This is a genomic window from Mycobacterium toneyamaense (assembly GCF_055384815.1).
The window spans coordinates 1,540,202-1,561,465 of record NZ_AP040333.1 but is presented as its reverse complement, the minus strand read 5'-3'; the positions used below and the strand labels follow the sequence as shown (position 1 = coordinate 1,561,465).

The 21,264-nt window shown below is 62.6% G+C and carries 22 protein-coding genes; 14 read left to right on the top strand and 8 right to left on the bottom strand.

Translation table 11 applies throughout. The annotated features are described in order from the left end of the window. Positions 1 to 211 precede the first annotated feature (211 nt). The 11 genes from ACZ5IQ_RS07640 to ACZ5IQ_RS07590 all read left to right on the top strand — a co-directional run bounded on the left by ACZ5IQ_RS07640 (position 212) and on the right by ACZ5IQ_RS07590 (position 8,779). Complete coding sequence (locus ACZ5IQ_RS07640; protein ID WP_212812430.1) at positions 212 to 514, top strand: WXG100 family type VII secretion target; 303 nt, start codon at positions 212 to 214, stop codon at positions 512 to 514. Further along, positions 514 to 801 (top strand): WXG100 family type VII secretion target, encoded by a 288-nt coding sequence (locus ACZ5IQ_RS07635; protein ID WP_212812431.1) that lies wholly within the window; start codon positions 514 to 516, stop codon positions 799 to 801. Before ACZ5IQ_RS07640 ends, ACZ5IQ_RS07635 begins: the two co-directional genes overlap by 1 nt. Positions 802 to 804: 3 nt before the next feature. Beyond that, entirely contained in the window at positions 805 to 3,171 is a 2,367-nt protein-coding gene (locus ACZ5IQ_RS07630) for a TNT domain-containing protein (protein WP_464481078.1), read from the top strand. Positions 3,172 to 3,186: 15 nt separating this feature from the next. Continuing rightward, a complete protein-coding gene (locus ACZ5IQ_RS07625) occupies positions 3,187 to 3,750 on the top strand; it encodes a hypothetical protein (RefSeq protein WP_138158340.1) in 564 nt (187 codons plus the stop codon). A gap of 22 nt (positions 3,751 to 3,772) precedes the next feature. Then, positions 3,773 to 4,303 carry an Imm61 family immunity protein gene (locus tag ACZ5IQ_RS07620; RefSeq protein WP_212812433.1) on the top strand — a complete coding sequence of 177 codons (531 nt, stop codon included), beginning with the start codon at positions 3,773 to 3,775 and terminating at the stop codon, positions 4,301 to 4,303. A 232-nt stretch (positions 4,304 to 4,535) separates the two neighbouring features. Then, positions 4,536 to 5,849, top strand: coding sequence for an IS256 family transposase (locus ACZ5IQ_RS07615; RefSeq protein ID WP_052536990.1), 1,314 nt, complete (start codon positions 4,536 to 4,538; stop codon positions 5,847 to 5,849). A 128-nt stretch (positions 5,850 to 5,977) separates the two neighbouring features. Further along, positions 5,978 to 6,694 carry a hypothetical protein gene (locus ACZ5IQ_RS07610; protein ID WP_464481077.1) on the top strand — a complete coding sequence of 239 codons (717 nt, stop codon included), beginning with the start codon at positions 5,978 to 5,980 and terminating at the stop codon, positions 6,692 to 6,694. Positions 6,695 to 6,734: 40 nt separating this feature from the next. Further along, positions 6,735 to 7,211, top strand: a complete 477-nt coding sequence (locus ACZ5IQ_RS07605) for a hypothetical protein (RefSeq protein ID WP_464481076.1) — start codon at positions 6,735 to 6,737, stop codon at positions 7,209 to 7,211. Next, the gene (locus ACZ5IQ_RS07600) at positions 7,208 to 7,630 is read left to right on the top strand and encodes a hypothetical protein (protein ID WP_464481075.1); all 423 of its coding nucleotides are present in this window, start codon (positions 7,208 to 7,210) and stop codon (positions 7,628 to 7,630) included. The genes ACZ5IQ_RS07605 and ACZ5IQ_RS07600 overlap by 4 nt, the downstream gene beginning before the upstream one ends. Continuing rightward, positions 7,627 to 7,890 carry a hypothetical protein gene (locus ACZ5IQ_RS07595; RefSeq protein ID WP_464481074.1) on the top strand — a complete coding sequence of 88 codons (264 nt, stop codon included), beginning with the start codon at positions 7,627 to 7,629 and terminating at the stop codon, positions 7,888 to 7,890. Before ACZ5IQ_RS07600 ends, ACZ5IQ_RS07595 begins: the two co-directional genes overlap by 4 nt. A 187-nt stretch (positions 7,891 to 8,077) precedes the next feature. Next, positions 8,078 to 8,779, top strand: a complete 702-nt coding sequence (locus ACZ5IQ_RS07590) for an SDR family oxidoreductase (protein ID WP_464481073.1) — start codon at positions 8,078 to 8,080, stop codon at positions 8,777 to 8,779. A gap of 193 nt (positions 8,780 to 8,972) precedes the next feature. Here ACZ5IQ_RS07590 and ACZ5IQ_RS07585 read toward each other — a convergent pair whose 3' ends face one another. Continuing rightward, the gene (locus ACZ5IQ_RS07585; protein ID WP_464481072.1) at positions 8,973 to 9,992 is read right to left on the bottom strand and encodes a hypothetical protein; all 1,020 of its coding nucleotides are present in this window, start codon (positions 9,990 to 9,992) and stop codon (positions 8,973 to 8,975) included. A gap of 105 nt (positions 9,993 to 10,097) precedes the next feature. After that, a complete protein-coding gene (locus tag ACZ5IQ_RS07580) occupies positions 10,098 to 10,718 on the bottom strand; it encodes a DUF2510 domain-containing protein (RefSeq protein WP_464481071.1) in 621 nt (206 codons plus the stop codon). A 158-nt stretch (positions 10,719 to 10,876) separates the two neighbouring features. On the opposite strand from ACZ5IQ_RS07580, the gene ACZ5IQ_RS07575 reads away from it, so the two are divergent. Further along, the gene (locus tag ACZ5IQ_RS07575; protein ID WP_464481442.1) at positions 10,877 to 11,275 is read left to right on the top strand and encodes a DUF4189 domain-containing protein; all 399 of its coding nucleotides are present in this window, start codon (positions 10,877 to 10,879) and stop codon (positions 11,273 to 11,275) included. 8 nt (positions 11,276 to 11,283) lie between these two features. Here the strand turns inward: ACZ5IQ_RS07575 and ACZ5IQ_RS07570 are convergent, their stop codons facing one another. From ACZ5IQ_RS07570 to ACZ5IQ_RS07555, 4 genes are read right to left on the bottom strand one after another with little or no spacing between them, the layout of a single operon-like run. Next, positions 11,284 to 11,622: a hypothetical protein gene (locus ACZ5IQ_RS07570; protein WP_464481070.1), complete on the bottom strand. Its 339-nt coding sequence runs from the start codon at positions 11,620 to 11,622 to the stop codon at positions 11,284 to 11,286. Then, a complete protein-coding gene (locus tag ACZ5IQ_RS07565; protein ID WP_464481069.1) occupies positions 11,619 to 14,033 on the bottom strand; it encodes an AAA family ATPase in 2,415 nt (804 codons plus the stop codon). The genes ACZ5IQ_RS07570 and ACZ5IQ_RS07565 overlap by 4 nt, the downstream gene beginning before the upstream one ends. A gap of 60 nt (positions 14,034 to 14,093) precedes the next feature. Beyond that, the gene (locus ACZ5IQ_RS07560; RefSeq protein WP_464481068.1) at positions 14,094 to 15,047 is read right to left on the bottom strand and encodes a metallophosphoesterase; all 954 of its coding nucleotides are present in this window, start codon (positions 15,045 to 15,047) and stop codon (positions 14,094 to 14,096) included. Positions 15,048 to 15,064: 17 nt separating this feature from the next. Then, on the bottom strand, positions 15,065 to 15,415 hold the full coding sequence (locus tag ACZ5IQ_RS07555; RefSeq protein WP_464481067.1) for a DUF732 domain-containing protein: 351 nt from the start codon (positions 15,413 to 15,415) through the stop codon (positions 15,065 to 15,067). A 170-nt stretch (positions 15,416 to 15,585) separates the two neighbouring features. On the opposite strand from ACZ5IQ_RS07555, the gene ACZ5IQ_RS07550 reads away from it, so the two are divergent. Then, the gene (locus ACZ5IQ_RS07550) at positions 15,586 to 16,479 is read left to right on the top strand and encodes a DNA adenine methylase (RefSeq protein WP_464481066.1); all 894 of its coding nucleotides are present in this window, start codon (positions 15,586 to 15,588) and stop codon (positions 16,477 to 16,479) included. On the opposite strand, the gene ACZ5IQ_RS07545 is transcribed toward ACZ5IQ_RS07550, so the two are convergent. Further along, the gene (locus tag ACZ5IQ_RS07545) at positions 16,476 to 17,774 is read right to left on the bottom strand and encodes a hypothetical protein (protein ID WP_464481065.1); all 1,299 of its coding nucleotides are present in this window, start codon (positions 17,772 to 17,774) and stop codon (positions 16,476 to 16,478) included. The genes ACZ5IQ_RS07550 and ACZ5IQ_RS07545 overlap by 4 nt on opposite strands. A gap of 125 nt (positions 17,775 to 17,899) precedes the next feature. Beyond that, positions 17,900 to 19,882 carry a helicase HerA domain-containing protein gene (locus tag ACZ5IQ_RS07540; protein WP_464481064.1) on the bottom strand — a complete coding sequence of 661 codons (1,983 nt, stop codon included), beginning with the start codon at positions 19,880 to 19,882 and terminating at the stop codon, positions 17,900 to 17,902. A gap of 128 nt (positions 19,883 to 20,010) precedes the next feature. Between ACZ5IQ_RS07540 and ACZ5IQ_RS07535 the strand changes: the two genes are divergently transcribed. After that, a protein-coding gene (locus tag ACZ5IQ_RS07535; protein ID WP_109557130.1) for an IS3 family transposase occupies positions 20,011 to 21,158 on the top strand; the annotation gives its coding sequence in 2 pieces (ribosomal slippage) (positions 20,011 to 20,278 and positions 20,278 to 21,158; 1,149 coding nt in all). Positions 21,159 to 21,264 lie beyond the last annotated feature (106 nt).

Genomic DNA, 21,264 nt, shown 5'->3' with positions numbered 1-21,264 from the left:
ACCAGCGGGTTTGGGGCGCGGTGAGATCCGGCCGGAGGGTGAGGCTGGTCGTGGCCTGGGTCACAGGCGCGCTGCCCGTCGAGGCACGTTCCTGCCAGCAATCTGGCAGGAACCTGTCTAAAACCTGTGAGCGGCAAGGAAATTCGCGTCGGCGACCCCCTGGCACCCTCGGTAAGCTCCCTTCGTCAGCCAATCGCGTTGGGGGTATCGCATGGCCGAGTTACAGGTCGAACCGTCGGAGCTGGTCGCGGTGTCGCATGAGCTGTCCACCGTCGCGGACGGGCTCCGCACCGGGATAACGTCCCTGGACAACGAGGTATCCGGCCTCATGGGCACCGGCTGGACCGGGTCCGCGGCCTCGGCATACGCGGGCGTGTGGAAGGAATGGCACGAAGGCGCTGCCCAGGTGGCCGCCGGCCTGAGTCGCATGTCGGCGCTGCTCAACGAGGCGGCGGCCAAGTACACGAGCACCGACGCCGAGGGCGGCGCGCACATCGCGGGATCGGGCCTCTGATGAGCGAGTTCAGCGTCAATCCGGCGGCACTGGCGGCGGTCATCGACCGGATGACGGCGTTCGATTCCGACCTCGAAGCCCACTTGGCGCACGCAGCCGGATCAGTCGCCCGGTTGGGTTCCAGCTGGTACGGCGACGCCGGCGAAGCGGAACGGTCGGCGCAGGCGCAGTGGAACGAAGGTGCCCGTGAGATGCGGGAGGCGCTCGCGCGGCTCCGACAGATCGCTGAGGGCGCTCACGAGAACTACTCGTCCGCCGCGAGCAAGAACCACCAGATGTGGTCCTGACCTGTGACCGGCCCGATCACGGTCGATCCGACGGCGCTCAACTCGGCGGGAGCGTCGGTCGGCGCTGAATCCAACGCCGTTACCAGCGCCATCTCGACGCTGACGGCCGCTTTGTCCGGGCACGAGTCCGGATTCGGTCATGATGCCGCCGCATTCGTGTTTTCGCGCAGCTACACGAATGCGGCGAACGCGTTGCTGCACACGGCAGCGTCGGCCGTCAACGCCTCACGGCGTGCGGGGCAAGGCATCCAGATGTCCGCCTACAACTACGGCACCGCGAACGCCCACTCAACGGTCGGGGGCGGCGAGTCGCCCGTGCCGAAACCGGGCGATCCCGGGAAGTTCTCGGCACCGGCAGTGCCGTCGGTGTTCGGCGGTGCTATCGCCGCCCCGATCGGGTGGGGCATTGTCGAGGCCTTTGTCGGTGGGGTGTGGCCGGATGGCGATCCCGCACAGATGCGCGCGACGGCCGCCGCATGGCGCACCTACGGCTCGTCGATCAGTGGCGGTTCGGGCGCAATGACCACTGCGGGAACGACTTTGGGCGGATTTCAGATTCCCGAAGCGCCACAGATGCAGAAGGCCGCCAACGAGATCAGCGGCGGCCTGACCAACATCGACCAACAGGCCCAAGCGCTTGCCGCCCAGATCGATTCGTTCGCAACCACTGTCGAAAACGCGCAGAACGCCATCCGCGATCTGCTCCACCAGTTGAGTCCCAGCGGCATTCTCAGCACCATCGGCGGCATGTTCGAGGGCCACAATCCCATCGAGAAAATCAAGCAGATCGCCCATGACATCGACACCGTCCTCAACAACATGAAGCGTGAAGCCAACGCCATGGATCAGGCTGTCAGCCAAGGCATCAACGATCTCGACGGCCTGACCAACAAGCTGGAGGCCTGGGCGAACAAGGAGTTCGTCGAGGTGTTCGGGCAGGAGGTCGGCGGCGTGCTGGCCATGGATTTCACTGCCCTGGCTGATATCACTGAAGGTGGGTTCAAATTCGTCGCCCAGACCGCAGAAGGTCTCGAACAACTTGATCCAACCCGCTTCCTCTACGACCCAGAAGGTGCAGGCAAGGCGTGGTTGAACACTGGCAAGGCGCTGGGCGAAATGGCGCTGGTCGGCAATCCCTTGACCGCTCCGTTCGCGCTAGCGGAGCCTCACATCCGCAACGACGTGATGAATCTCGGCAAGTCGATGCTCGACGTCGAGGATTTCAAGAACGGTCACCCGTTACGCGGACTCGCTTACGACGCAGCACAAGTCGGATCGATGATCATCCCCGGCGTGGGCGAGGCGGCACCGGCGGCCGACGCCGCGGGCGGAGCGGCGCGCGTCGGTGCGGCAGAGGCTCGGGCCGGCGGGACTGTTGCGCGCGATGCGGGTGAAGTCGCGTCTCGTGGTGGCGCGGCAGCTGCCGCCGCCGACGAGGTCGCAACCAGGGCCGGAAACATCACGAAGAGCCTCGACACGGTTGGCGTGCCCGAGGCCGCGCCTGGGCCGACCGCTGCGGGGAAGGCACCGGTGGAGCCTCCGGCTGCTGCGCCGAAACCGGAGGCAGCGCCGGTGCCGAAGCCCGAGCCTGCGCCGGCACACGAGGCGCCCGCGCCGCATACCTCGCAGCCGACGGGGCCTAGCGAGCCCCATACTCCGGCGCCCGTTGAACACGGCCCGGTCGATCACAGCAGCCCCAGCGAACACCACGCCGGTGCGCCTTCAGAATCCCCCCACGCCGGCGAAGGCCCGGTCGAGAATCACCCATCGCCGCCTGAGCCACCTTCGACTCCTCCCCCTCCCGTTGCCGGCCACGACTATGGGTTCCCACCCGAGAGCGCCTTTGAGCACGTCAGGAACCCGGCGGACGATATCGCCCGGCTTCACGAAGGCGGCGTGCCACACAGCGTCACCGACGGATATGACCCGCTGGCGGGCCGGACTGAAGAAGAATTCAAGCGGGAGTTCACCACAGTCGACGACAAAGGCAGGCTGCAATGGGATTGGGACAGGCAAGCACCCAACAACGGGTTCGATGGGCCACCGTCTGTCTCGGACCGCATTCCCGCCGGACATCAACTCGATAGGCTGGGCTCGAACGGGGGTGGTTTCATGGGGGACGAAGGAGCACCTCTCTCCACGCGTTCGATGCCGCCTGGAGTCGCCAACGACTATCACACCTTTGTCGGAACCGGGCGGCCGATACCCGATGGCCTCAATTGGAGAGTTGAATACGGTCCCGCCAAACCAGCCTTCGGACAACCTGGCGGGGCCGAGCAATGGGCAGTAATCAACTTGGACACTGGTCGACCCGTGTCAGTCGAAGAGCTGAAACTCTGGCGTCTGATTCGTGAAACAACTGGAGAGTGAAGCCACGGGATGAACATGACAGGAACTGAATCTAGCTCCGACTCGCAACTGGAGGAGCTGATCAATCGGTATGACAAGTGGCGGCAGATCTACGCATATGCCGACCAACCCGCGCGCGATGCACCTGTATGGGAAGCGGGTCGTCTGCACCTACGGCGGGGATACCCGTACCCGGACTGGACGTCATACATAGTCGAGCCGACCGACGGCGGATACAACGTCCTCACTGCAACGACCGAACGCCGAAACGAACCGCTTGAAAGCCTATCTGGATTCTTCACCGATGCCGACGATGCTGGGAAGTACGTCATTTGGAACGTCGGAGAATCCCTCCGAATGTCGTGTCGACTGGACCCAATCATGTGGGCGTGGGAGGACGCCGGATTAGACCCACGCGTACAACAGACATCACTCGAGAAGTACGTTTCGAAGTACTCACTGAAGTCAGATCCCAGCAGGTACTTCATATTGCAGGCCGGCGGCGTTCAACCTGTAAACCATCTACTGCCACTGACCTACGGCGAGCTGGACGCCCAGTTGCTCGCCGGGATGCCGGACTCTGTCCTTTCCCATCTGTAGTCGACACGGACAGTTGATACCAATGCCTATTTCTCAAGAACTGGAAGACTGGGCGAACCTTGCCAAGTTTTCGTTGACGAGGAACACGGCAGGTAGCGGCGCCGATATTTTCTGGAATCTGGGCGGCGAACTCCGATATTTTGTCCGCGAGATGGCAGACGGATGGACGCAGGTCACCTGTTCGGACAGAATGGCACCTGAGGAATTTGAATTCTCAGGCGCTTCTCTTGCGGTCGTAGAGCGATTTCTATTCGGTTGGTTTGGAAACACCTATAGAAGCATCAGCGCGTTGCCGAGCTTGGCAACACCTGTAGCAGTCCAAGAAGCGAGCAATGGCTATCGCATAGTTTCGCAAGAGTTCGAAGGGGTCGATCGATATACGCTGATCGATGCGACCTATCGGATTATTGCGGTAAGCAGCGGCGGTCGTCTCATGGCGCCCGATCGACTCACCCTTTTGTCCGTGCTTCTCCATGCCCCCGTCTATGAGATCGAAGAGTCGTTTCGACGGGAAGACGGAAGACCACTGCTCAAGATCCGTGACCAGTTATAGCGCACCTCCTAGACGTCGAATGGCGGCCGACGCATTGAACGACAGACAAGCGACTCGCACACAAGTACATCGACGTCTGGTGCTGCAGAAACTCCTCGGAGCAATGATCAGAACCTGTGGATGAGCCTCGGCGAGGCGGCGTAGGAAAGGGCGCACCTTCCCGAGGATGATCTGAATGTCGAAGGTCTGATCAAGAGCCGGCGTTGGCGCGCTGGTTCGGGAAGGTACGCCCATGCTCACGGTAGTTCACGATGCGGATTCATCCAACGAGGATGCTGGCTCGTCGCGGTCGTTGCTCGATGAGATTGTCCGCGACGGTGCCCGCCAGATGCTGGCCGCAGCGTTGCGGGCTGAGGTCGCCGCCTACATCGAGGCTCATGCCGGTGAGCTTGATGAGAACGGGCACCGGCTGGTGGTGCGCAATGGCTATCACCGCGAGCGCGAGGTGCTCACCGCGGCGGGCGCGGTGAGTGTGACCGCGCCGCGGGTCAATGACAAACGTGTTGACCCGGACACTGGTGAGCGGCAACGGTTTTCCTCGGCGATCCTGCCGGCGTGGGTGCGCAAGTCGCCGCAGATGACCGAGGTGTTGCCGTTGCTGTATCTGCATGGCTTGTCGACCAGTGATTTCGGTCCGGCGTTGGAGCAGTTCCTGGGCTCGGGTGCCGGCTTGTCGGCCACGACGATCACCCGACTCACCACGCAGTGGCAGGACGAGGCCAAGGCCTTCGAGGCCCGTGATCTGTCGGGCACCGACTACGTCTACCTGTGGGTCGACGGCATCCATCTCAAGGTGCGCCTGGAGCAGGAGAAGCTCTGTTTGCTGGTGATGATCGGTGTGCGCGCTGACGGCCGCAAGGAGCTGGTCGCGCTCACCGACGGGTACCGGGAGTCGGCCGAGTCGTGGGCTGATCTGTTGCGGTCGTGCCGACGTCGCGGGATGACCGCACCGGTGCTGGCCGTCGGCGATGGGGCCCTGGGGTTCTGGAAGGCCGTGCGTGAGGTGTTCCCGGCCACCGGCGAGCAGCGGTGCTGGTTTCACAAGCAGGCCAATGTTCTTGCCTGCCTGCCAAAGTCGGCTCATCCGGGGGCGATCGCGGCGATGCGGGAGATCTACAACGCCGAGGATATCGACCACGCGCAGGTGGCGATCAAGGCGTTCGAGGTGGACTACGGCGCCAAGTACCCCAAGGCGGTCGCCAAGATCGTCGATGACGCCGATGTGCTGCTGGAGTTCTATAAGTACCCGGCCGAGCACTGGGTCCATCTGCGCACTACCAACCCGATCGAATCAACGTTTGCCACGGTACGTTTGAGGACCAAGGTGACCAAGGGGCCGGGTTCACGCGTCGCCGGAATGGCCATGGCTTACAAGCTGATCGACGCCGCGCAAGCCCGCTGGCGAGCCGTCAACGCACCGCACCTGGTCGCTCTGGTCCGGGCCGGCGCGATCTTCCACAAAGGCAAACTGCTCGAGCGACCCACCGACATCACCCCGTCGGCGGACTCGGCACCGACCGAATCAACTGGAACGGAGGTCGCCTGAAACAAGCCGATCCACAGGTATTGACAATTCCTCAACTCCTCGCGGCGCCGATGTCTCACGCCATAGTCGAATCCGGACTCGACCAAGTCGGCGGAATGGTCGCCGAGGCCTCAAGAGCCCTCGGACTGATGACGCCCGCAGAACTGTTGGCCGCGTATGGCGTTGACGCCGCGCCCGAGTTCGTCGATGTAGTCCGATTTGAGCAACCGCGCGCGGCGACATTGACCAGGCCGAGCCAGGCGAAGCGTCCGTGGCCCACCTTTCCCCATGGCTTCTTACTCGGCGACTCGCTAACACCGGTATGGAGCATGAGCCGAACCCGCTACTCCCACGGTGCCGAGTATTGGCGAATCCGTTCCGACGGCGAGCAGAGGTGCTTGTCGCACTACGCGGGGGCGGGCCGCGGCTGGGTGCGCGCCAAACGCTGGCGGCCGCCAAGCCCGATAGTGGGCACGTTGGCGCGATGGCAGGGCCGGGAGTTCTTCGCCGACGTCATTGCAGAGACCGTGTTGTTGACCGCGATCGCCCAGAATGGCCCAACGGGTTTCGAGCCAGTTCGCCCCCATGCATGGTCCAAGACCGTCCCGTTGTCGGAATGCGAAGTGTTCGAACGGGTGTTCACGGCTCAGGTCGACGGTGTCCCCGTACGCATACTGCGTCGCACGGGTGAAACCGCCGAGGTGCTGCTGCTGAGCGATGACCCCGCAGATGCCGAGCGCGTCGGCGCTGGACTGGTCGAGGCTGGAGTGTTGGAGGCTGTGGTCGCCGCCGGTCGCTTGGCCGACGTGCGTGGGGTGGAGAACCAGTGGGTTCCGAGCGCGGATGAGTCAAATGAGGCTCGATAGACCCACTCACGTGCAGGCGACGAATCGTTCGTCGGGATGGATGAGCGATTTCCCCGAGGAGATACCCGGGCAGATCGCCGCGATCATCAACCGCCTGGGTGACGGCCGGTACACGTACATGTCGATCTATCCCCTGCCCGCAGACGCAGGTATCTACGACGATGTCCACCCGACCGAGTGGATGCAGGCCACTGGTGTCGCGCCCGATCGGCTCACGGTTGAGATCAAGCAAGTCGACGCAAAAGGCGTGCATCGGCTATACATGATCGGCACACCCGGCGGTGCAGGCGAATCGGCCGAGACCGAGCCAATTCAGAACGGCGACAACACATATCTGGTGTGTCCCTCCGAGGCACTCACTGCCACCGATGCCATCGCCTTGTTCCAGCACTACTACGACACCCACACTGTCCCCCAAGGCTGGAGTCTGCGCGAACAGCCCGAGTTCTCCGACACCGCGGTCGCGGAACAATACGGCGAAGGTGAGCGGTGTCCACCGGAGACGAGGCTGCCGTGACGTACGCAGTCAGAGAATTCGCCACGGTCGCGCTCTCAGACGAGCCGGCACGAGCGGAGATGCAGCTCAACCATCTCGTCAGGCTCATCGGTGAGCGAAAGCTCTTCATGCTCGTGTTTGAGCTGCCCGAGAACTACGAGACGTCGGACTACGTCGAACCGGCTGACAATTTCGTCCAGACAACCGGCACTCAGGCCGGCCTGACCGTGGAACTGATGGAGAATGGGACGCTGTTCACGCTCGGGCATCTAGGCGGCAAGGGGCCAATGGTTTCGCTTGCTCGAAAGGGCGGCACCGCGGTCGAAGTGAACCAGAACGAAGTGCTGATGCCGGACGAAGTCGGGCAGCTCCTCGTCGAGTACGTCCGAACCAGCTCGATTGACATTTCGGGTTGGGCACTCCGCGAGCGCATGCCATGAAATTCAGCGACACGTTCGTCTCGAGAGAAGACCGCTACTCGATCGGCGCCGAGCTCGACTCGGGGCGGCTCTACGTCTCGATTCCGGTCAGCAATGGCGTGGTGGATTACGAAGAGTACTACTCGATTTCAGCTGAGCAGTCCGACGTGTTCCTGGCTGACAGGACTGCCGCAATCGAGTTTGTCGAGGCCTGCCGGCAGCACCAGCATGACGATCTGTTGATCCTGAAGCCCGGTACCAACCGCGGGACGCCTGTCTGAGGCGAGGAACGGAAGTCCCCTCCCCCTGGCGCTCGTCGTGCCGCGGCGCCGCTGAACACCGCACCCCGCACTGCCATTCCCCAGCGCTCATGTCATGAACACCACACATCGCCAGCGGTCACATTCGCCAGTGCCAGTGGTTCTATCTCAGTAACGAGATCGTTATTCAGATGGAGAGGAATGAGACATGACCGACGTAGCAGACAAGGTGGTTCTGGTAACGGGTGGTCAACGGGGCCTGGGCGCAGCCCTGGTCGACGAGGTGCTGGCCCGGGGCGCCCGCAAGGTCTACTCGACCGCGCGAACGGCCTTCACCGACGACCGTCCCGAGGTGGCCACGTACGGCCTAGAGGTTAGCTCCGCGGATTCAGTTGCCGCACTGGCGGATGTTGCCACTGACGTCGACATCGTGATCAACAATGCGGGCGTATCCCACCTGGATGATCTGCTCACCGGCAGCTGGGATGACATCACCGACACCTTCGCCACCAATGTGTTCGGGCCACTGCATGTGACGCGCGCGTTCGCACCGATCCTCGCCGCCAACGGCGGCGGCGCCCTGGTCAACGTGCACTCGGTGTTGTCGTGGCTCGGCGGCGCCGGCGCCTACGGCGCCTCGAAGGCCGCGATCTGGTCGATCACCAACTCGCTGCGCCAGGAGCTGCAGGCCCAGCACACCCAGGTAGTCGGGGTGCATGTCGGGTACATCGACACCGACATGACCGACGGCATCAACGCGCCCAAGCTCGCACCGGCCGAGGTGGCCCGACGCATCATCGACGGCCTGGAAGCCGGCGCGGCCGAGGTGCTGGTCGACGACCTCTCGGTTCAGGTCAAAGCGGCGCTGTCCGGGCCGGTCGAAAAACTGGCCTTCACCCGGTCGAGGTGAAAAGCCGGCGTGCCGCCGGTTCTCATCGCTGGTGGAACTGGAATCACCGGCGCCGACGGTATCGACAGTCTGCTCAACACCGGACATGAGTGACGACCACCGTCCACCGCGCCGGCACGCGCTCCACGCGCGGCGCCGAAGTGGTGACGTTGACCTGCCGGACCTTGACACCGCAGGGGCGTCCATAAGAGGGCTAGCTCGCCCAGTGATCGGCGATGCCACGCATATTGGGGTGGACACTGCCGTAGCTCACCAGTCGTACGTCGAGGCCCGCGGGCTCCACGATCTTCAGTGCCCTGAGGATGGCAGTGTCGATCCACTCGTCGTCGTTGCCGAACACTCCCCCGCCCAACCGCGTGAGCAGAACGATGTTCGACCCACCGTTGGCCGCCAATTCGGCAGCCGCCAGCAGAGTTGCTTCATAGGCAGACTCCAGTACCAGGCGAGCGAATCCTTCCCAGTACCGTTTCGGCACATCCGAGTAGGCAACCGGCAACGCCGAGCAGTACGCCTGCGACACGGCCCCTCGCGGAAGCGGCTCGACCCCTGTGACCTCCACACCAAGGTGCAGACCGATCGCCAGCTCACGCACCAAGGAGTCACGGGCCTGGGGAGAGGCTGCGGCGAGGTAGTCGCTGATCGCCGCCAGCCCATCGGCCGTGCACAAGGCGTAACCATTCTCCATCCGCCACAACGACGAGATGGGCCGCCCGAGGTGCGTGGACAGCCAAAGCCCGACGCGCTCGAGCATGTTCAGCTGCCGATCCGCGGTCTGCCCGGGCACTCCGTTCACGGGCGCGAAGTAGTTCCAGTAGATGGTCCCGGCGCCGGCCGCGATCGCACACGCGGGGCCTTGCGTGTGGTCGTGGGCGTAGCGGGTGACGCCGTCCTCGGGAGTGACGATGTAATGCGTCATCTCCAGCAGATTGAACTGCGAGGCCACCTGGAACAGCGCGCCCTCGAACTCCGACGCGCCGTGCATGGCGCCGACGTCGCCGACCGTGCACGTGACGGTGGTACGCCCGCGGTCCGGAATCGTGACCGTCGCTCGCAACTCCGCCAAGGTCGGAGTCCGCAGCGTCCCGATGCCGTACCTCGCGCCGTTCACCGAGGAGACGAGCTGGTTGCCGTCGACACTCAGGCGCGAGCGGGTGCTTTCGTAGTCAGCCTCATTGAAGCCGGTTAGACGCTCAAACCAGTTGGTGGACGGCATGCGGCCATCGTGGCACAACGCATTGCCGTCACCTGGGACTGAAGACCTCTTCACCTCAACTCACCGACCACACAGTGGCGGCGAAAGGGGCAATCACGTTGCATGTCATGCATTTCCGTTGTCCTTTCGGAACTCGGGAGGCATATAGCCCCCGTAGGTGCCGCGCGGATCGCCCTGGACATAGAACCGGTCCTCGCGGTCGGCGCGGTTGGCGATCATGTCGCGCTCGAACTGTTCCCGGCGCAGCTCAGCGTCGCGCGCCTGGGCCGACTTGAGCGTCCAGGCAGCGAACGCGGAAAGCACCGCGAAAGCGATCAACACGACGTACAGCCACGGATGCTCATGAGCCAGTCCAAGCAGGAACAGCCCGCCGAAGACGGCTGCGACGCCGACCCCGGAACGTCTGCGGGTCCGGGCCATGGCGCCAAGACCATTACCTCCGTTCGCAATAGCGACCGACGACGACGAACTACCGCCGAAGATCGCGACCAGGATCCAGACCGGCAGCCACAGCCCACAAGACAGGAAGGTCAGAATGGCGTGCAGCGCGTGGTTGGGTCCGCCGCCGGTTGATACTGCGACAGCGACCGCGGGTGCCGGCGTCGCGGGCGCGGTGGGTACGAAGTGCTCGGTCCAGCGTCGGCCGTCGTGATAGCGCTGGCCGGGCTGGCCGCTCGGGTCTTGGTACCAACCCGGCGCGGGGGTCGGATAGTTATGATTCGGCATGTCGGTTCCTCTCGGCGCATTTCAAGCAGCCGAACAGAATGACAGCGACCACCGACAAGTAGCAGCAGTCGGAGCAACACAGGAATACCTGTCGGGACCTCGCGCTAGTCTCCGCCTAACAGCCAGCGACGTTTGTCCAACGAGCGGGGGAAATCGTGATGAGCCGTTGCCATATGTCTCTACTCGTTACTGGACTGCTCACGGTCACGGCGGTAGGCGCCGCGAGGCCCGCCCGGGCAGATGGCGGATGGGTGGCTGTCGCGAAATCACCATCGCGAGAGTCGTTGGACTGGGCCGGCGGCCCCGACCGATCCAAGGCTGAGGCCGAAGTGGCAGCGCTTCAGCAATGTGCTCGGTTGCAGCGGGCCACCGACTGCTACCTGGTCGCCAGTGGTCCGAGTTGCGCAGCCGTAGCGTGGGATGTGGCTGAACCGCTCAACAATGCTTACGGCGCAGTCGGATTGACCCCGGCCGCAGCACTCAGCGCTGCCGAAGCCGCTGCCGGCCCATTCGCCAATGGCCCAGAAGTGCGGTGCAATTACCTTGGTCGTGGATAGCTAGCTCGTCAAGCTGGCAACAGCGACGCCACCATCCCGCAGAGATGCTCGACCTCAGCGGTCGACGGTTGCAGCTCGAACGCATGCACATGGCAAGCCACGCTGAGCCGGCTCCACGCGATTGCGGCCCGATCCGCTGCATCCTGAGTGTCCAAGGCGCGCAACACAGCCAATTGGCTCCGCGTTGTCGCCCACGACGCCGGCGCGTCCAGATTTGTGCAGCGCTGGTCGATGATCTCCTCAAGAGCCTGGCGGGCCAGGAATGCAGCCATGCGCGCTGAAAGCCCGTCCGCCCTCGCGCCTTTCAGGACAGTCTGCGCCTGTGCGAGGAGCTCGACGGCGCTCATTGCTCCGCCAGAACGTCTTTGACGGTCCGCCGTAAATCGCTGACGTCGAGGTCGGAGACGCCGCGAACACCATGTGCACCGGCGTTGCCGACGTCGAGCGCGTTCTTGCGATGTGACTTTGCCTTCAGCCAGTTGGTCAGGTCTGCTGCTGGGTCACCCAGAATGGCCAATGCCAGCCGCGTTCTCGTCGACTTCGCCGACTCCCATTTTGCCTCCGCATCAACGCGCGACTCCCCTGCGATCGACTCTTTCGCATAATGCACTTGCGACGCAACCGATTCCAGCGCCATACGGAACAGACTCGGGGCGATCCGATCCTTTACCGCCGGCGGTAGCTTCTCGTCCTTAATCATCGCGTGCGCATCGCTCACAAGACGGCTCGCTGGGTCTACGTTCGGACGAATCGCCACTCTCGACCCTGCCTCACGGATGACTTCGATCAGCCGGGCATTGACCCCGGTCTGCCGCACGACCGACGCCAGCCTGTCGTCATGCGAGAACACGACCACCTGGTGGGTCCGGGCAATGTCCGTGAGGATACGAACGAAACCGTCGATCTTCGCTGGATCCATGGCCTGAATCGGGTCATCGAGCACCACGAACCGAAACGGGCTCTTGACTGATGTCGCACGCGGCAGGAACAGCGCCAGGGCGACGGCGTTCTGCTCCCCCTGACTCATGACCGATAGCGCCTGCGTGTCATGACCATCGACGGATCCCCCGAGAACCGCCTTGCGTTTCGTAGCGGTACCGGTCAGCGTGATCTCGGCGAGGTCGACGTTGCTCTCCTGCCGAAGCTGTCCCCAAATCTGGCGTGCTTGGGCCGCAATGGGTTTCAGCCTCAAGTTCCGAAACTTGGTGCCGTTGTCGGTGACCCACTTCTTAGCGGCGGTCAGCGCCTTGAGCTGGTCGTCGGATTCCCGGGCATGCCGTTCGTTGGGTACCCAGGCGGCAACCTGCTCCGCCAGAGGTGCCCAGACGTCCTCGCGGCGGGACAACTCCGAAGCCGCCTGGTCCCGTAGGACCTCCGCGGCGCCGACCGCATCGACAAGCACTGATTCCATATGCGCGGCGAGCTCCAGGTCGTCCGTCGGCACCTCGCCGGCCTTGATTGCTGCTTCGTTGTAGCCCTCAAGCCCCGCCAACTCGACGCCGGAAACTGAGGCTACCTGTCGAAATTGACCAATCACACCCGCAACCGACTGTCGGGCGACCCTGAGTTTCGCACTCGCAGAACGGTATTCCGCGAGTACGGTTTCTGCTTCGGTGACAGCTCCCCGGGTCCGGGCAACCCAGTCCGCATCAAGTTGACCGCCACCACAGACCGGACAACTCGTGTCCCCGGCATGCTGGTGGAAGTCCAGAGCCGCTTGCAGAACCCCGACGCGCTTGTCCACCAATGCAACGGCGTCCACTGATGCCCGTTGCAGTTCGGCGACAGCGGTCCGCAACTCCGAGGCCGCCGACGCGATGTCATCGATGGACGGAACCGTGAACTCGGACAAATCACGCAGAGCTGCGACCACATTCAGCTCAGGCGAACCGGCGCCCGTAATGCCCGCAACGACATCGTCCAACGGCGGCGGCCGTTTCCTCAGCAGCGTCACCATCTGTACAGCCCGTTCATCGGTGACCTCACCTAACGCCGCCAACAACTTCCGCCGCTCGCTGTCGGCGGCTTCGCGGGATTCCTTGGCCACCTTCAGATCAGCGGCGAGCTTCTTCTCCACCGCGGTCAGGACATCAAGACCGAGCAGTTTGGCGAGCGCGTCATACAGCACCGAGGGACCGCCGTCGAACAAACGCCCGAGTTCCTCGTAGGACAGCACCGGCCGATACAGTTCCAGCGGGTTCGACCAGCCGAGGCTGTCGATACCTTTGGTCGGCTCGCCTCCGCCCGACCGTGTCCACAGATCACGGTGGTCGAGTTGAGCGTCATCGGCCCAGTCCACACCGACCGTGACCGCGCCGGTGCCCTCACGAATGAATTCGACACGTACCGCGCAGGGATTGGGCTTGTGCAGGTTGCGCCAGGACTCTGACCACAGCGACTGCCGCTCTTCCCACCGGTAGCTGGTTCCGGTGAGTGCCAGTTCCAGTGCCTCGGCGAAACTCGATTTACCGGAGCCGTTGCGGCCGCTCACCACCGTCAAGCCCGGGGCTGGGTGCAGATCAAGGTTGGCCGTCGACCCGATCCCCCGAAACCCAGACACCTTGATAGTGCTGAGGAACGTGGGCGACCGATCGGGATCGGCGGTGCCACTGCTCTGGTCAACGACGGACTCGAGCGCATCCAGCACGACCGCCTTGGCTGCCTTGTCGAGCTTTTCGTCGTCGTCCAGAAGCCGGAATATGACGTCCTGAACCGACTCCTCACTAGCCCCCGGCTTATTTTGTGATATCTCCTCCACGTAGTGATTGAACTACGTGCTACCGACAGTCAGAAGCAATTTGGCATAGCTGACGTGTGCTCAGGCGGATGGATGCGGGGATTGGAAGTAATTGTCCAGCCGCACAGTCGATTCCCCTGACCATCGGTATGCCGCCAAATTCCCGCCCTTGACTGCGCTGAAGTCGACGCAGGCCGTGCGGTCGGTCCAATCCAGACCGTGTTCGGGCGTTCCCGTTCGCCAGTAGTGGCCGTAGACCACCGGTACGTCGCCGCGGTAGACGTGGTCATCATTGGCAATAGGGAATGACGGCAGCTCCGGGTATGGCGCTCCGTCCGGTGTGGTGAAAGTGCTTGTCATCTCGGTCAACTCGTTCAGCGTCGAACCGGTGCTCCACCACCGCAGCCGTGCCTGTTCGCGCTCGTGACCGTCCTTGTCCAGGTAGGGCTGCTGGCCGTGATCGGTGAGGCTCAACTCGGGTCCCTTGATGAGCGTCTCGACGGCGTCGTACAGCGGACGGCCCTTCGTCGACGCGGCCGCGAACTGCTCGTCGCTGGTGAAAATATTCGAACCCAGCTCCTGCTCAACGATTTTCATCGAGGGTTCGTGCCAGCAGGCGTGGACAACCCGGAGTCCGCCCAGGTCCAGCCACAGCGGGATCGTGCGGAACCAGTCGAGGTAGAACCGCTGCTGCTCGGCGGTCAGCTGCTCCAGGAACGCCTGATGCTGGCGAGCGTTCTTGGCCGAGTGCGGACGCAGGTAGTCGCCGTCTGGCGCAGGGATGCCGTAGCAGATCGCATTGAACTCGTGGTTGCCCATGGTGATCTGTGCGCTTCCGGCGTCGACCATGGCCTTGACGGTTTTCAGGACCCGTAGCTGCTGGGGCCCGCGGTCGATGAGGTCACCGACGAATACCGCGTGTCGGCTCGGGTGCTGGTAGGCGCCGTCAGCGTTGCGGTACCCCATGGCGTCGAGCAGCGACTCCAGCGGATCGGCGCAGCCGTGGATGTCGCCGATGACGTCGTAACCGGGCATGGGCCGATCATCGCACTTCATGTCCTTGTATTCCCGTTACCGGTGGGGTGCAGAAATGCCCGCACCACTGGCTGAGTGTCGGGGCACATATTGAACGACGCGGCGGCGACAATGATCCCGGTCTCGTAGTCGGAATATCCACCCCGCGCCACGAAGTTCAGCGCCGCCGGCACCCCGGCACCGGATCGCATCAAGCGGCAGGCGAGCTTGCACTGGTCGATGACATCGGTAATCGACGAGTAGAAGACACCGTTGCTGTCTAGGTCCGCGACGAAGTCGTATTGGTCGGCGTGAGCCGGCGCTGCGGCTAAGAGCCCGACGACGGCCAGGCCGCAGGTGGCGAGCAGCCGGTTGAGGTGAGTGGTCATCAGAATCTCCGTCCTTCTGCAAAGTGCTCGCTGCCTGCGAGCCCTACAGAATGACAGTGGCCACCGACGTCGCAGAAAATCGCGAACAAGACCCCTTTAGATCCTGTCGTAGGCGCTTCCTAGGATGGTCCCAACGAGTGTCGCCGATTAGACAAAGGGGGCTGGCTCCAGTGGTTGACGTCATCGCGCGCCGTGGCTCCCATGCCAGCCCGTTGCGGTATCCAGGCGGAAAAGCCACACTCGCCGACTTCTTCGAATCGACGATCGATGCCCTTGGCCTCAGCAAGCCGACCTATATCGAACCCTACGCTGGTGGCGCTGGCGCCGGCCTGGAACTCCTGCTTAAAGGCGTAGTCGGCATGGTCGTTATCAACGACCTGGACCCTGCGATTCACGCTTGCTGGAAGGCGATGGTGAAAGACTCGGACGCGTTTCTCAAGTTGCTGGAACGAACTCCTCTCACTGTCGATGAATGGAAACAGCAGCGCGAGATTTACCGGCGCCGTCACGACATCACCGTCGACCCACTCGCTCTCGGCTTCGCCACCTTTTTCCTCAACCGCACCAGCCGCTCGGGAGTCCTCGGGGCCGGGGTAATCGGAGGATTTGCGCAAGCGGGTGCGTACAAGATCGACGCCCGCTACGACAAGAAGGTTTTGAAAGGCCGGATAGAGAAGCTCGCGGAACTCAGCGGGAAAATCCGGATTACGAAACAGGACGGAGCAGCACGACTCCGCGAGTACCTCCCCAAGGAAAACGTCTTCGCCTACGTCGACCCTCCATACGTCGAGAAGGGCAGCTCTCTCTACATGAGCTCCTTTGGAGAGGAGGATCACGTGGCGCTGGCGGTCGTGCTGAATGGCTACGCCAACACCAACTGGGTACTGACCTATGACGTCTCCGACCTAATCCGGAGCTTGTACAAAGCACGGGACACATCTGAGTTTCGGCTGTTGTACTCGGCGCACTTGCGCGGCACAAAGGACAATCTCAAGCGTGCCTCGGCAAGCGAACTTATAGTGCTGTCGAATCCGGTTTCCGACGCACTCACCTCGGGTTTCTAGCGCGGGCCTGCGAACGGCCCGGTCTGACGAACCTGACTCCGCGTCGGCAGACCTAGAGACTGTTGGACCAGTGCCCGCAGGACGGATTGTCCCACGCCCAACGGCAACGCAGCGGCAGAGTGCGCCAAAGCAACAGGGATCACAGCGTTTTCGTAGAGCCGTGTCTGCACGTGGTCAAGCACCTCGCAGATCGGACGGAGTGTCGGATAGCTGGACCAGAGCTCTCCATCCGGGTCGCCATAAGGCGTAACGCCCGGCCTGGGAGGAACCGTCAACACCAGAATGCCCCCATTCCTTGTGCGGTAGATGAACCTCCTCCCGTAAAACTCGTCCGATCCGTAGGGATTGCTGAGCGGCCGCCCTGTCACCCGATTGATGTACTCCGTCGTCAGGATCATGACCTGGCCCGGCTCAATTAGATGCGCGATGAGTCGTGCATGTTCGACGAACGCACCTGACTTCTCAACGCCGACAACAAGGGGGGCGGCCGGGCGTTTGTTGGCGGCGCATTCGTTGGCGAATTCGCCTAGATAGTCCTGGAATCGGCGCTTGAGGGGGGCGACCGTACCATGCAGAGCTAGAGGTCCATCAGTGATGAACAGCGTCCTTTCTAGGACCTCGTAACTATGCACATCTTCGAACAGCAACTGCATGTACCCAAGCAACGTCAACCGTTCGGCGACCAGCATCATCCGCGTCAGCGCACTGCGATTCGAGCCCTCCGGCATGTACTCCTCTTCAGTCCGAAGAACGTCGCCGAGGTAGACCTTGGCTAGGCATACAGGGCAGGTGGCGCCCGCCTTCGGAACGTCGATCTGACCGCCCGAAAGTTGCGTATCCTTCGCGCCACACGAGGGACAACGCCGCAGTGGTGCGGTAGTTGAGGGGGTACTTGGGGACCCGTGCAACGCCAGGAGCATATCTGCGAGCGTTTGATCAGACGCCTGATCAAACTTCGTCTCTTGGAGGAACCGATCAAGTTCCTGCCGCCAGGTGTCCACTCCAGTCGACCCTGGGATCACGAGGCCAGAACCAGGTAACGCTCTGTCGAATGCCGCGTGCTGATGCGACTCACGGAGAAGTCGCGGGTTGACGAACTCGCCTGCCCCAGCTGCATGCAGCTTCTCGAAGTCGATGAAGGACGCCGCGACGCGCACGTAGCCGACTTTGATCGTTGGGTGCTCACGTGTTGCTTCGACCTCGGAATCTGATCCGTCAACAGTGATTGCGAAACGGACCGCGCTTGAGATGCCCGGGTAATCGAGCGCGTCGAGGCGACGACAGAGCGACGTCACCCTGTTCTCGTCTGCAGGAGTGGCTTGCGCGACTTCCCAACGCGAGAACGCGTCGTGAACGGCTTGGCTGTTGACGACAGGTACATGTCCGAGCCGCGAGGCTCGCTCGGAAGGGTACGGCACGCTTACCCAACCTCAACTGGCTGGAGGCCTGAGGCGACACGCGCCGCGTTAATCATCGCGTGGTCAAACTTCGACACCTGCACGGGCACAATGTATTTGCCTGAGTAAGTCTTCATCCGCACGAAGCCTTGGTCCTCCACCCTACGGATGCTGTCGGCCCAAGTTTTGAAGTCATAGTAGTGAGAGAGCTCGCGGGTTTCGTTGTCAGAGTTCAGATGTGCCACCAGCCAGTTTGAGGTATTCGACAGGATGCGCTGGTCAACACTCGACACTTCCTGCGTCGCGTAGACGAGGCCGATACGGTACTTCGCCGCCTCTTTCGACAGCCGCACCCACGGATTGCCAGCTACGTCCTTCGCTCCCCGTTCGAATAGATTGTGTGCTTCTTCAACCACGATTTGGAAGGCAACCGCATCGTCACCTGAACGGAATCGCTCGTTGGCTCGAGAGAGAAGGTAATTCACCGTATTCTCGGAGATGGTCTTCGAGACGTCGCCTGTACCGTGGGCGAGGTCGACGATAGCCAAACGTCCGGCCTGCATGTCTTCCCAGATCTGCTCCTCAACGCGCTGGGCAGCACTGGTCGAGTGGAACTCGCGCAACTGACGGATCGCTGACTTTCCGCTGGCACGGTTGTTGAAGTCAGCGATGAACTTGAACGGTGTGTCACCGCCGGTCGAGCGTTGATTCCATCCTGCATCGTTCGCCATGTGAAGCATGACGCGCTTCGCCGCTTCGGGTGTCGTGGCACGGTAAACGCGTCCCGCCTTCACCACGAGGCCAGGGTTGGCGGTGTCGAATGCCTGAAAAAGTGAGTCCGTCCATCCAAACTCGAGACCGCGGCCTGCGAAAGAAGGCGCCGAGAAGCCGCACTCGACCAGCAGCCCGTAAAGGCCCAGAACCGCCTTGGTCCAGGTGATCCAATCTCCCCAATCAGCAACGCGATCGGGTTCCGTCCAGTTAATTGATGTGAAGGACTTGACGTATGCGTAGGTTCCAAACTGATTGTTGACCACGGAGTTGACGAAATCGACGACGGCTTCAAAGTTCGCCGGATCGAAGAAGTTCATGGCCAGCGGAAGCACCTGCGGATCGGATCCTTCGGCACCTAACCGATAGATACGCACCCTGCGCTCGTCACCGAGCAGCCGCAATCCAGTCTGGTCTTGCTCGTTGACGTTGGCGTACTCGCCCTGCGGGTCGAAGATTAGCTGTCCGACGGAAGTACCGGAACGAGCCGCCTGGGTCGCGATCGCTGTGACGAGGGTCTTGATGGTGTTCGATTTACCCGTGCGTGTCATGCCGAAGACAGCCGTTTTGCGGGACACGAAGTCGCCGATGTGGACGTGAACTGCAGCGTTATCAGTTCCCGACTCGCGCGCACGCCGGCGCGTCGAGGAGAACCTGACAGTCCCCAGTGTTAGCAGGTCGTCACCATCCGGCTCCGGGTAGGACGCGATCCATGACAAGACCTCAGGCGAAGGAAGGAAAACCTGATATCTCGCCGATGAGACCACATTGTCGATATCGGAGCCGAACTCCATCCGCGTTGAGTTAGGCTCTGTGTAAAAGGTCCCAATGACTTCGCAGTCAAAGGCAGACTGCTGGAGCTCGTTTCGAGTGAGCTCATCGGTGACCTCATCGAATCCCTTACCTGAGTCTCCGGCGTCACGCACGACAGCTAGTCGCGTCTGGACGAGGTCAGACTCGTTCGGAAGCGGGGCGGTCCCACTGACACGCAGCAGAATCAGCTCCTCATCGTCCAGCGCGAAACCTTGGTCGGTCTGCACACCAGCTGCTGCGAGCAAGAAGGCGCCGTGCGGAACGCCGCCAGCCTGGGTCTTGCGCCAGTCATCGGTTAGGACGATCGCGCGTGCGTAGTCCAGCCGGAAGATGCCACCCACCGCGTTGCAGCCCGCGTTGACCAACGTCGCCAAAGGGGTTGACGCGCGCGAGGACTCCAGGATGGTGGAAGTGATACTCATGACTTGGAACCCTAGTATCGACATCCGACAAAATCGGGAAATCCTGCTGGCGTGTTCCCTGTGAATGAGTCCAGCGTGTTTTAGAGTCCCGTGGCCCGGTTTCGGGCCGAGAAGGGACGATGAGATACATGGCTGGACGCAAGCGGCATTCCGCGGAGGACATCGTGCGCAAGTTGCGCCGCGCGGACGAGTTGGCTGCCGAGGGCAAGACTGGCGAGGAGATCGCCGCCGAGCTGGGCGTATCGCCGGCGACGTTGTACAACTGGCGCCGCGCCTACGGCGGGATGGACACCGACGCCGCCCGCGAGCTCAAGGAGCTGCGCGAGCAGAACGCCCGCCTCAAGCGGCTGTTGGCCGAGGCTGAGCTGGAGAAGGACGCGTTGCGGGAGGTTGCGAAGGGAAAATTCTGAGCCCAGCTGCCAAGCGCCGCGCCGTGGACATGCTCAAGGACACCTTGAGCATGTCGGAACGGTTGGCGTGCAAGGCCGTTGGGCTGGCCCGCTCCACTTACAGAAACCTGCCGATGGCGCTGACCCCGTCCGATCCGGACGCCGATATGCGGGTTTGGTTGCGCTCGTACGCCACCAAACACCCGTGTCATGGGTTCCGGCGTGCCTGGGCGGCGTTGCGGTACGACGAGCGCCGTGAGGTGAACAAGAAGAAGATCCACCGGCTTTGGCGCGAGGAAGGTCTGCAGGTGAAGGTCACCTCGCCGCGCAAGCGGTCGGGGGTGTCATCGTGCCCACCGGAGGTCATCGCGGATGCGCCGAAGGTGGTGTGGGCCATCGATTTTCAGTTCGACTCCACCGTCGACGGCAAGGCCATCAAGATCGCGTCGATGCTTGACGAGCACACCCGTGAGTCGCTGCTGAACATCGTCGAGCGGTCGATCACCGCGCAGCGACTGGTGGCCGAGTTGGAGAAGGTGTTCGCCGCGGCCGGCGGGCCGCCGATGGTGTTGCGGATGGACAACGGCCCTGAGTTCATTTCGGCTGCGCTGCAACAGTTTTGCGACGGCAAGGTCGGGTTGTCCTACATCCCGCCGGGCACGCCGTGGAACAACGGCTACATCGAATCGTTCAACAACCGACTACGCAAGGAGTGCCTCAACCGCAATCACTGGAACACCCTGATGGAGGCCCGAGTGGTGATCGGGGACTTCAAGGCTGACCACAACCTGCGGCACCGGCACTCGGCGCTGGGCTACCGAACACCCGCCGAGTACGCTGCCGTCTGTACGTGCAGTCACACCCCGATGGCCTGCGAAATCAACTGAATCTGGATCAACAAACCCGACTCTAATTCCGGGTGGACTCAGAATCGGGGACTCGCCACTGCCCCCGGTCTGCTGCTTGCGGTCCCAGTTGCTGGCCCACCAGAGA

What these genes read in the sequence shown, in the direction of transcription:
- ACZ5IQ_RS07620 (WP_212812433.1), top strand. Translation starts at nt 3,773, where the DNA reads ATGCCTATTTCTCAAGAACTGGAAGACTGGGCGAACCTTGCCAAGTTT.
- ACZ5IQ_RS07635 (WP_212812431.1), top strand. Translation starts at nt 514, where the DNA reads ATGAGCGAGTTCAGCGTCAATCCGGCGGCACTGGCGGCGGTCATCGAC.
- ACZ5IQ_RS07610 (WP_464481077.1), top strand. Translation starts at nt 5,978, where the DNA reads ATGACGCCCGCAGAACTGTTGGCCGCGTATGGCGTTGACGCCGCGCCC.
- ACZ5IQ_RS07605 (WP_464481076.1), top strand. Translation starts at nt 6,735, where the DNA reads ATGAGCGATTTCCCCGAGGAGATACCCGGGCAGATCGCCGCGATCATC.
- ACZ5IQ_RS07575 (WP_464481442.1), top strand. Translation starts at nt 10,877, where the DNA reads ATGAGCCGTTGCCATATGTCTCTACTCGTTACTGGACTGCTCACGGTC.
- ACZ5IQ_RS07585 (WP_464481072.1), bottom strand. Translation starts at nt 9,992, where the DNA reads ATGCCGTCCACCAACTGGTTTGAGCGTCTAACCGGCTTCAATGAGGCT.
- ACZ5IQ_RS07615 (WP_052536990.1), top strand. Translation starts at nt 4,536, where the DNA reads ATGCTCACGGTAGTTCACGATGCGGATTCATCCAACGAGGATGCTGGC.
- ACZ5IQ_RS07640 (WP_212812430.1), top strand. Translation starts at nt 212, where the DNA reads ATGGCCGAGTTACAGGTCGAACCGTCGGAGCTGGTCGCGGTGTCGCAT.
- ACZ5IQ_RS07580 (WP_464481071.1), bottom strand. Translation starts at nt 10,718, where the DNA reads ATGCCGAATCATAACTATCCGACCCCCGCGCCGGGTTGGTACCAAGAC.
- ACZ5IQ_RS07560 (WP_464481068.1), bottom strand. Translation starts at nt 15,047, where the DNA reads ATGCCCGGTTACGACGTCATCGGCGACATCCACGGCTGCGCCGATCCG.
- ACZ5IQ_RS07540 (WP_464481064.1), bottom strand. Translation starts at nt 19,882, where the DNA reads ATGAGTATCACTTCCACCATCCTGGAGTCCTCGCGCGCGTCAACCCCT.
- ACZ5IQ_RS07625 (WP_138158340.1), top strand. Translation starts at nt 3,187, where the DNA reads ATGACAGGAACTGAATCTAGCTCCGACTCGCAACTGGAGGAGCTGATC.
- ACZ5IQ_RS07555 (WP_464481067.1), bottom strand. Translation starts at nt 15,415, where the DNA reads ATGACCACTCACCTCAACCGGCTGCTCGCCACCTGCGGCCTGGCCGTC.
- ACZ5IQ_RS07570 (WP_464481070.1), bottom strand. Translation starts at nt 11,622, where the DNA reads ATGAGCGCCGTCGAGCTCCTCGCACAGGCGCAGACTGTCCTGAAAGGC.
- ACZ5IQ_RS07590 (WP_464481073.1), top strand. Translation starts at nt 8,078, where the DNA reads ATGACCGACGTAGCAGACAAGGTGGTTCTGGTAACGGGTGGTCAACGG.
- ACZ5IQ_RS07595 (WP_464481074.1), top strand. Translation starts at nt 7,627, where the DNA reads ATGAAATTCAGCGACACGTTCGTCTCGAGAGAAGACCGCTACTCGATC.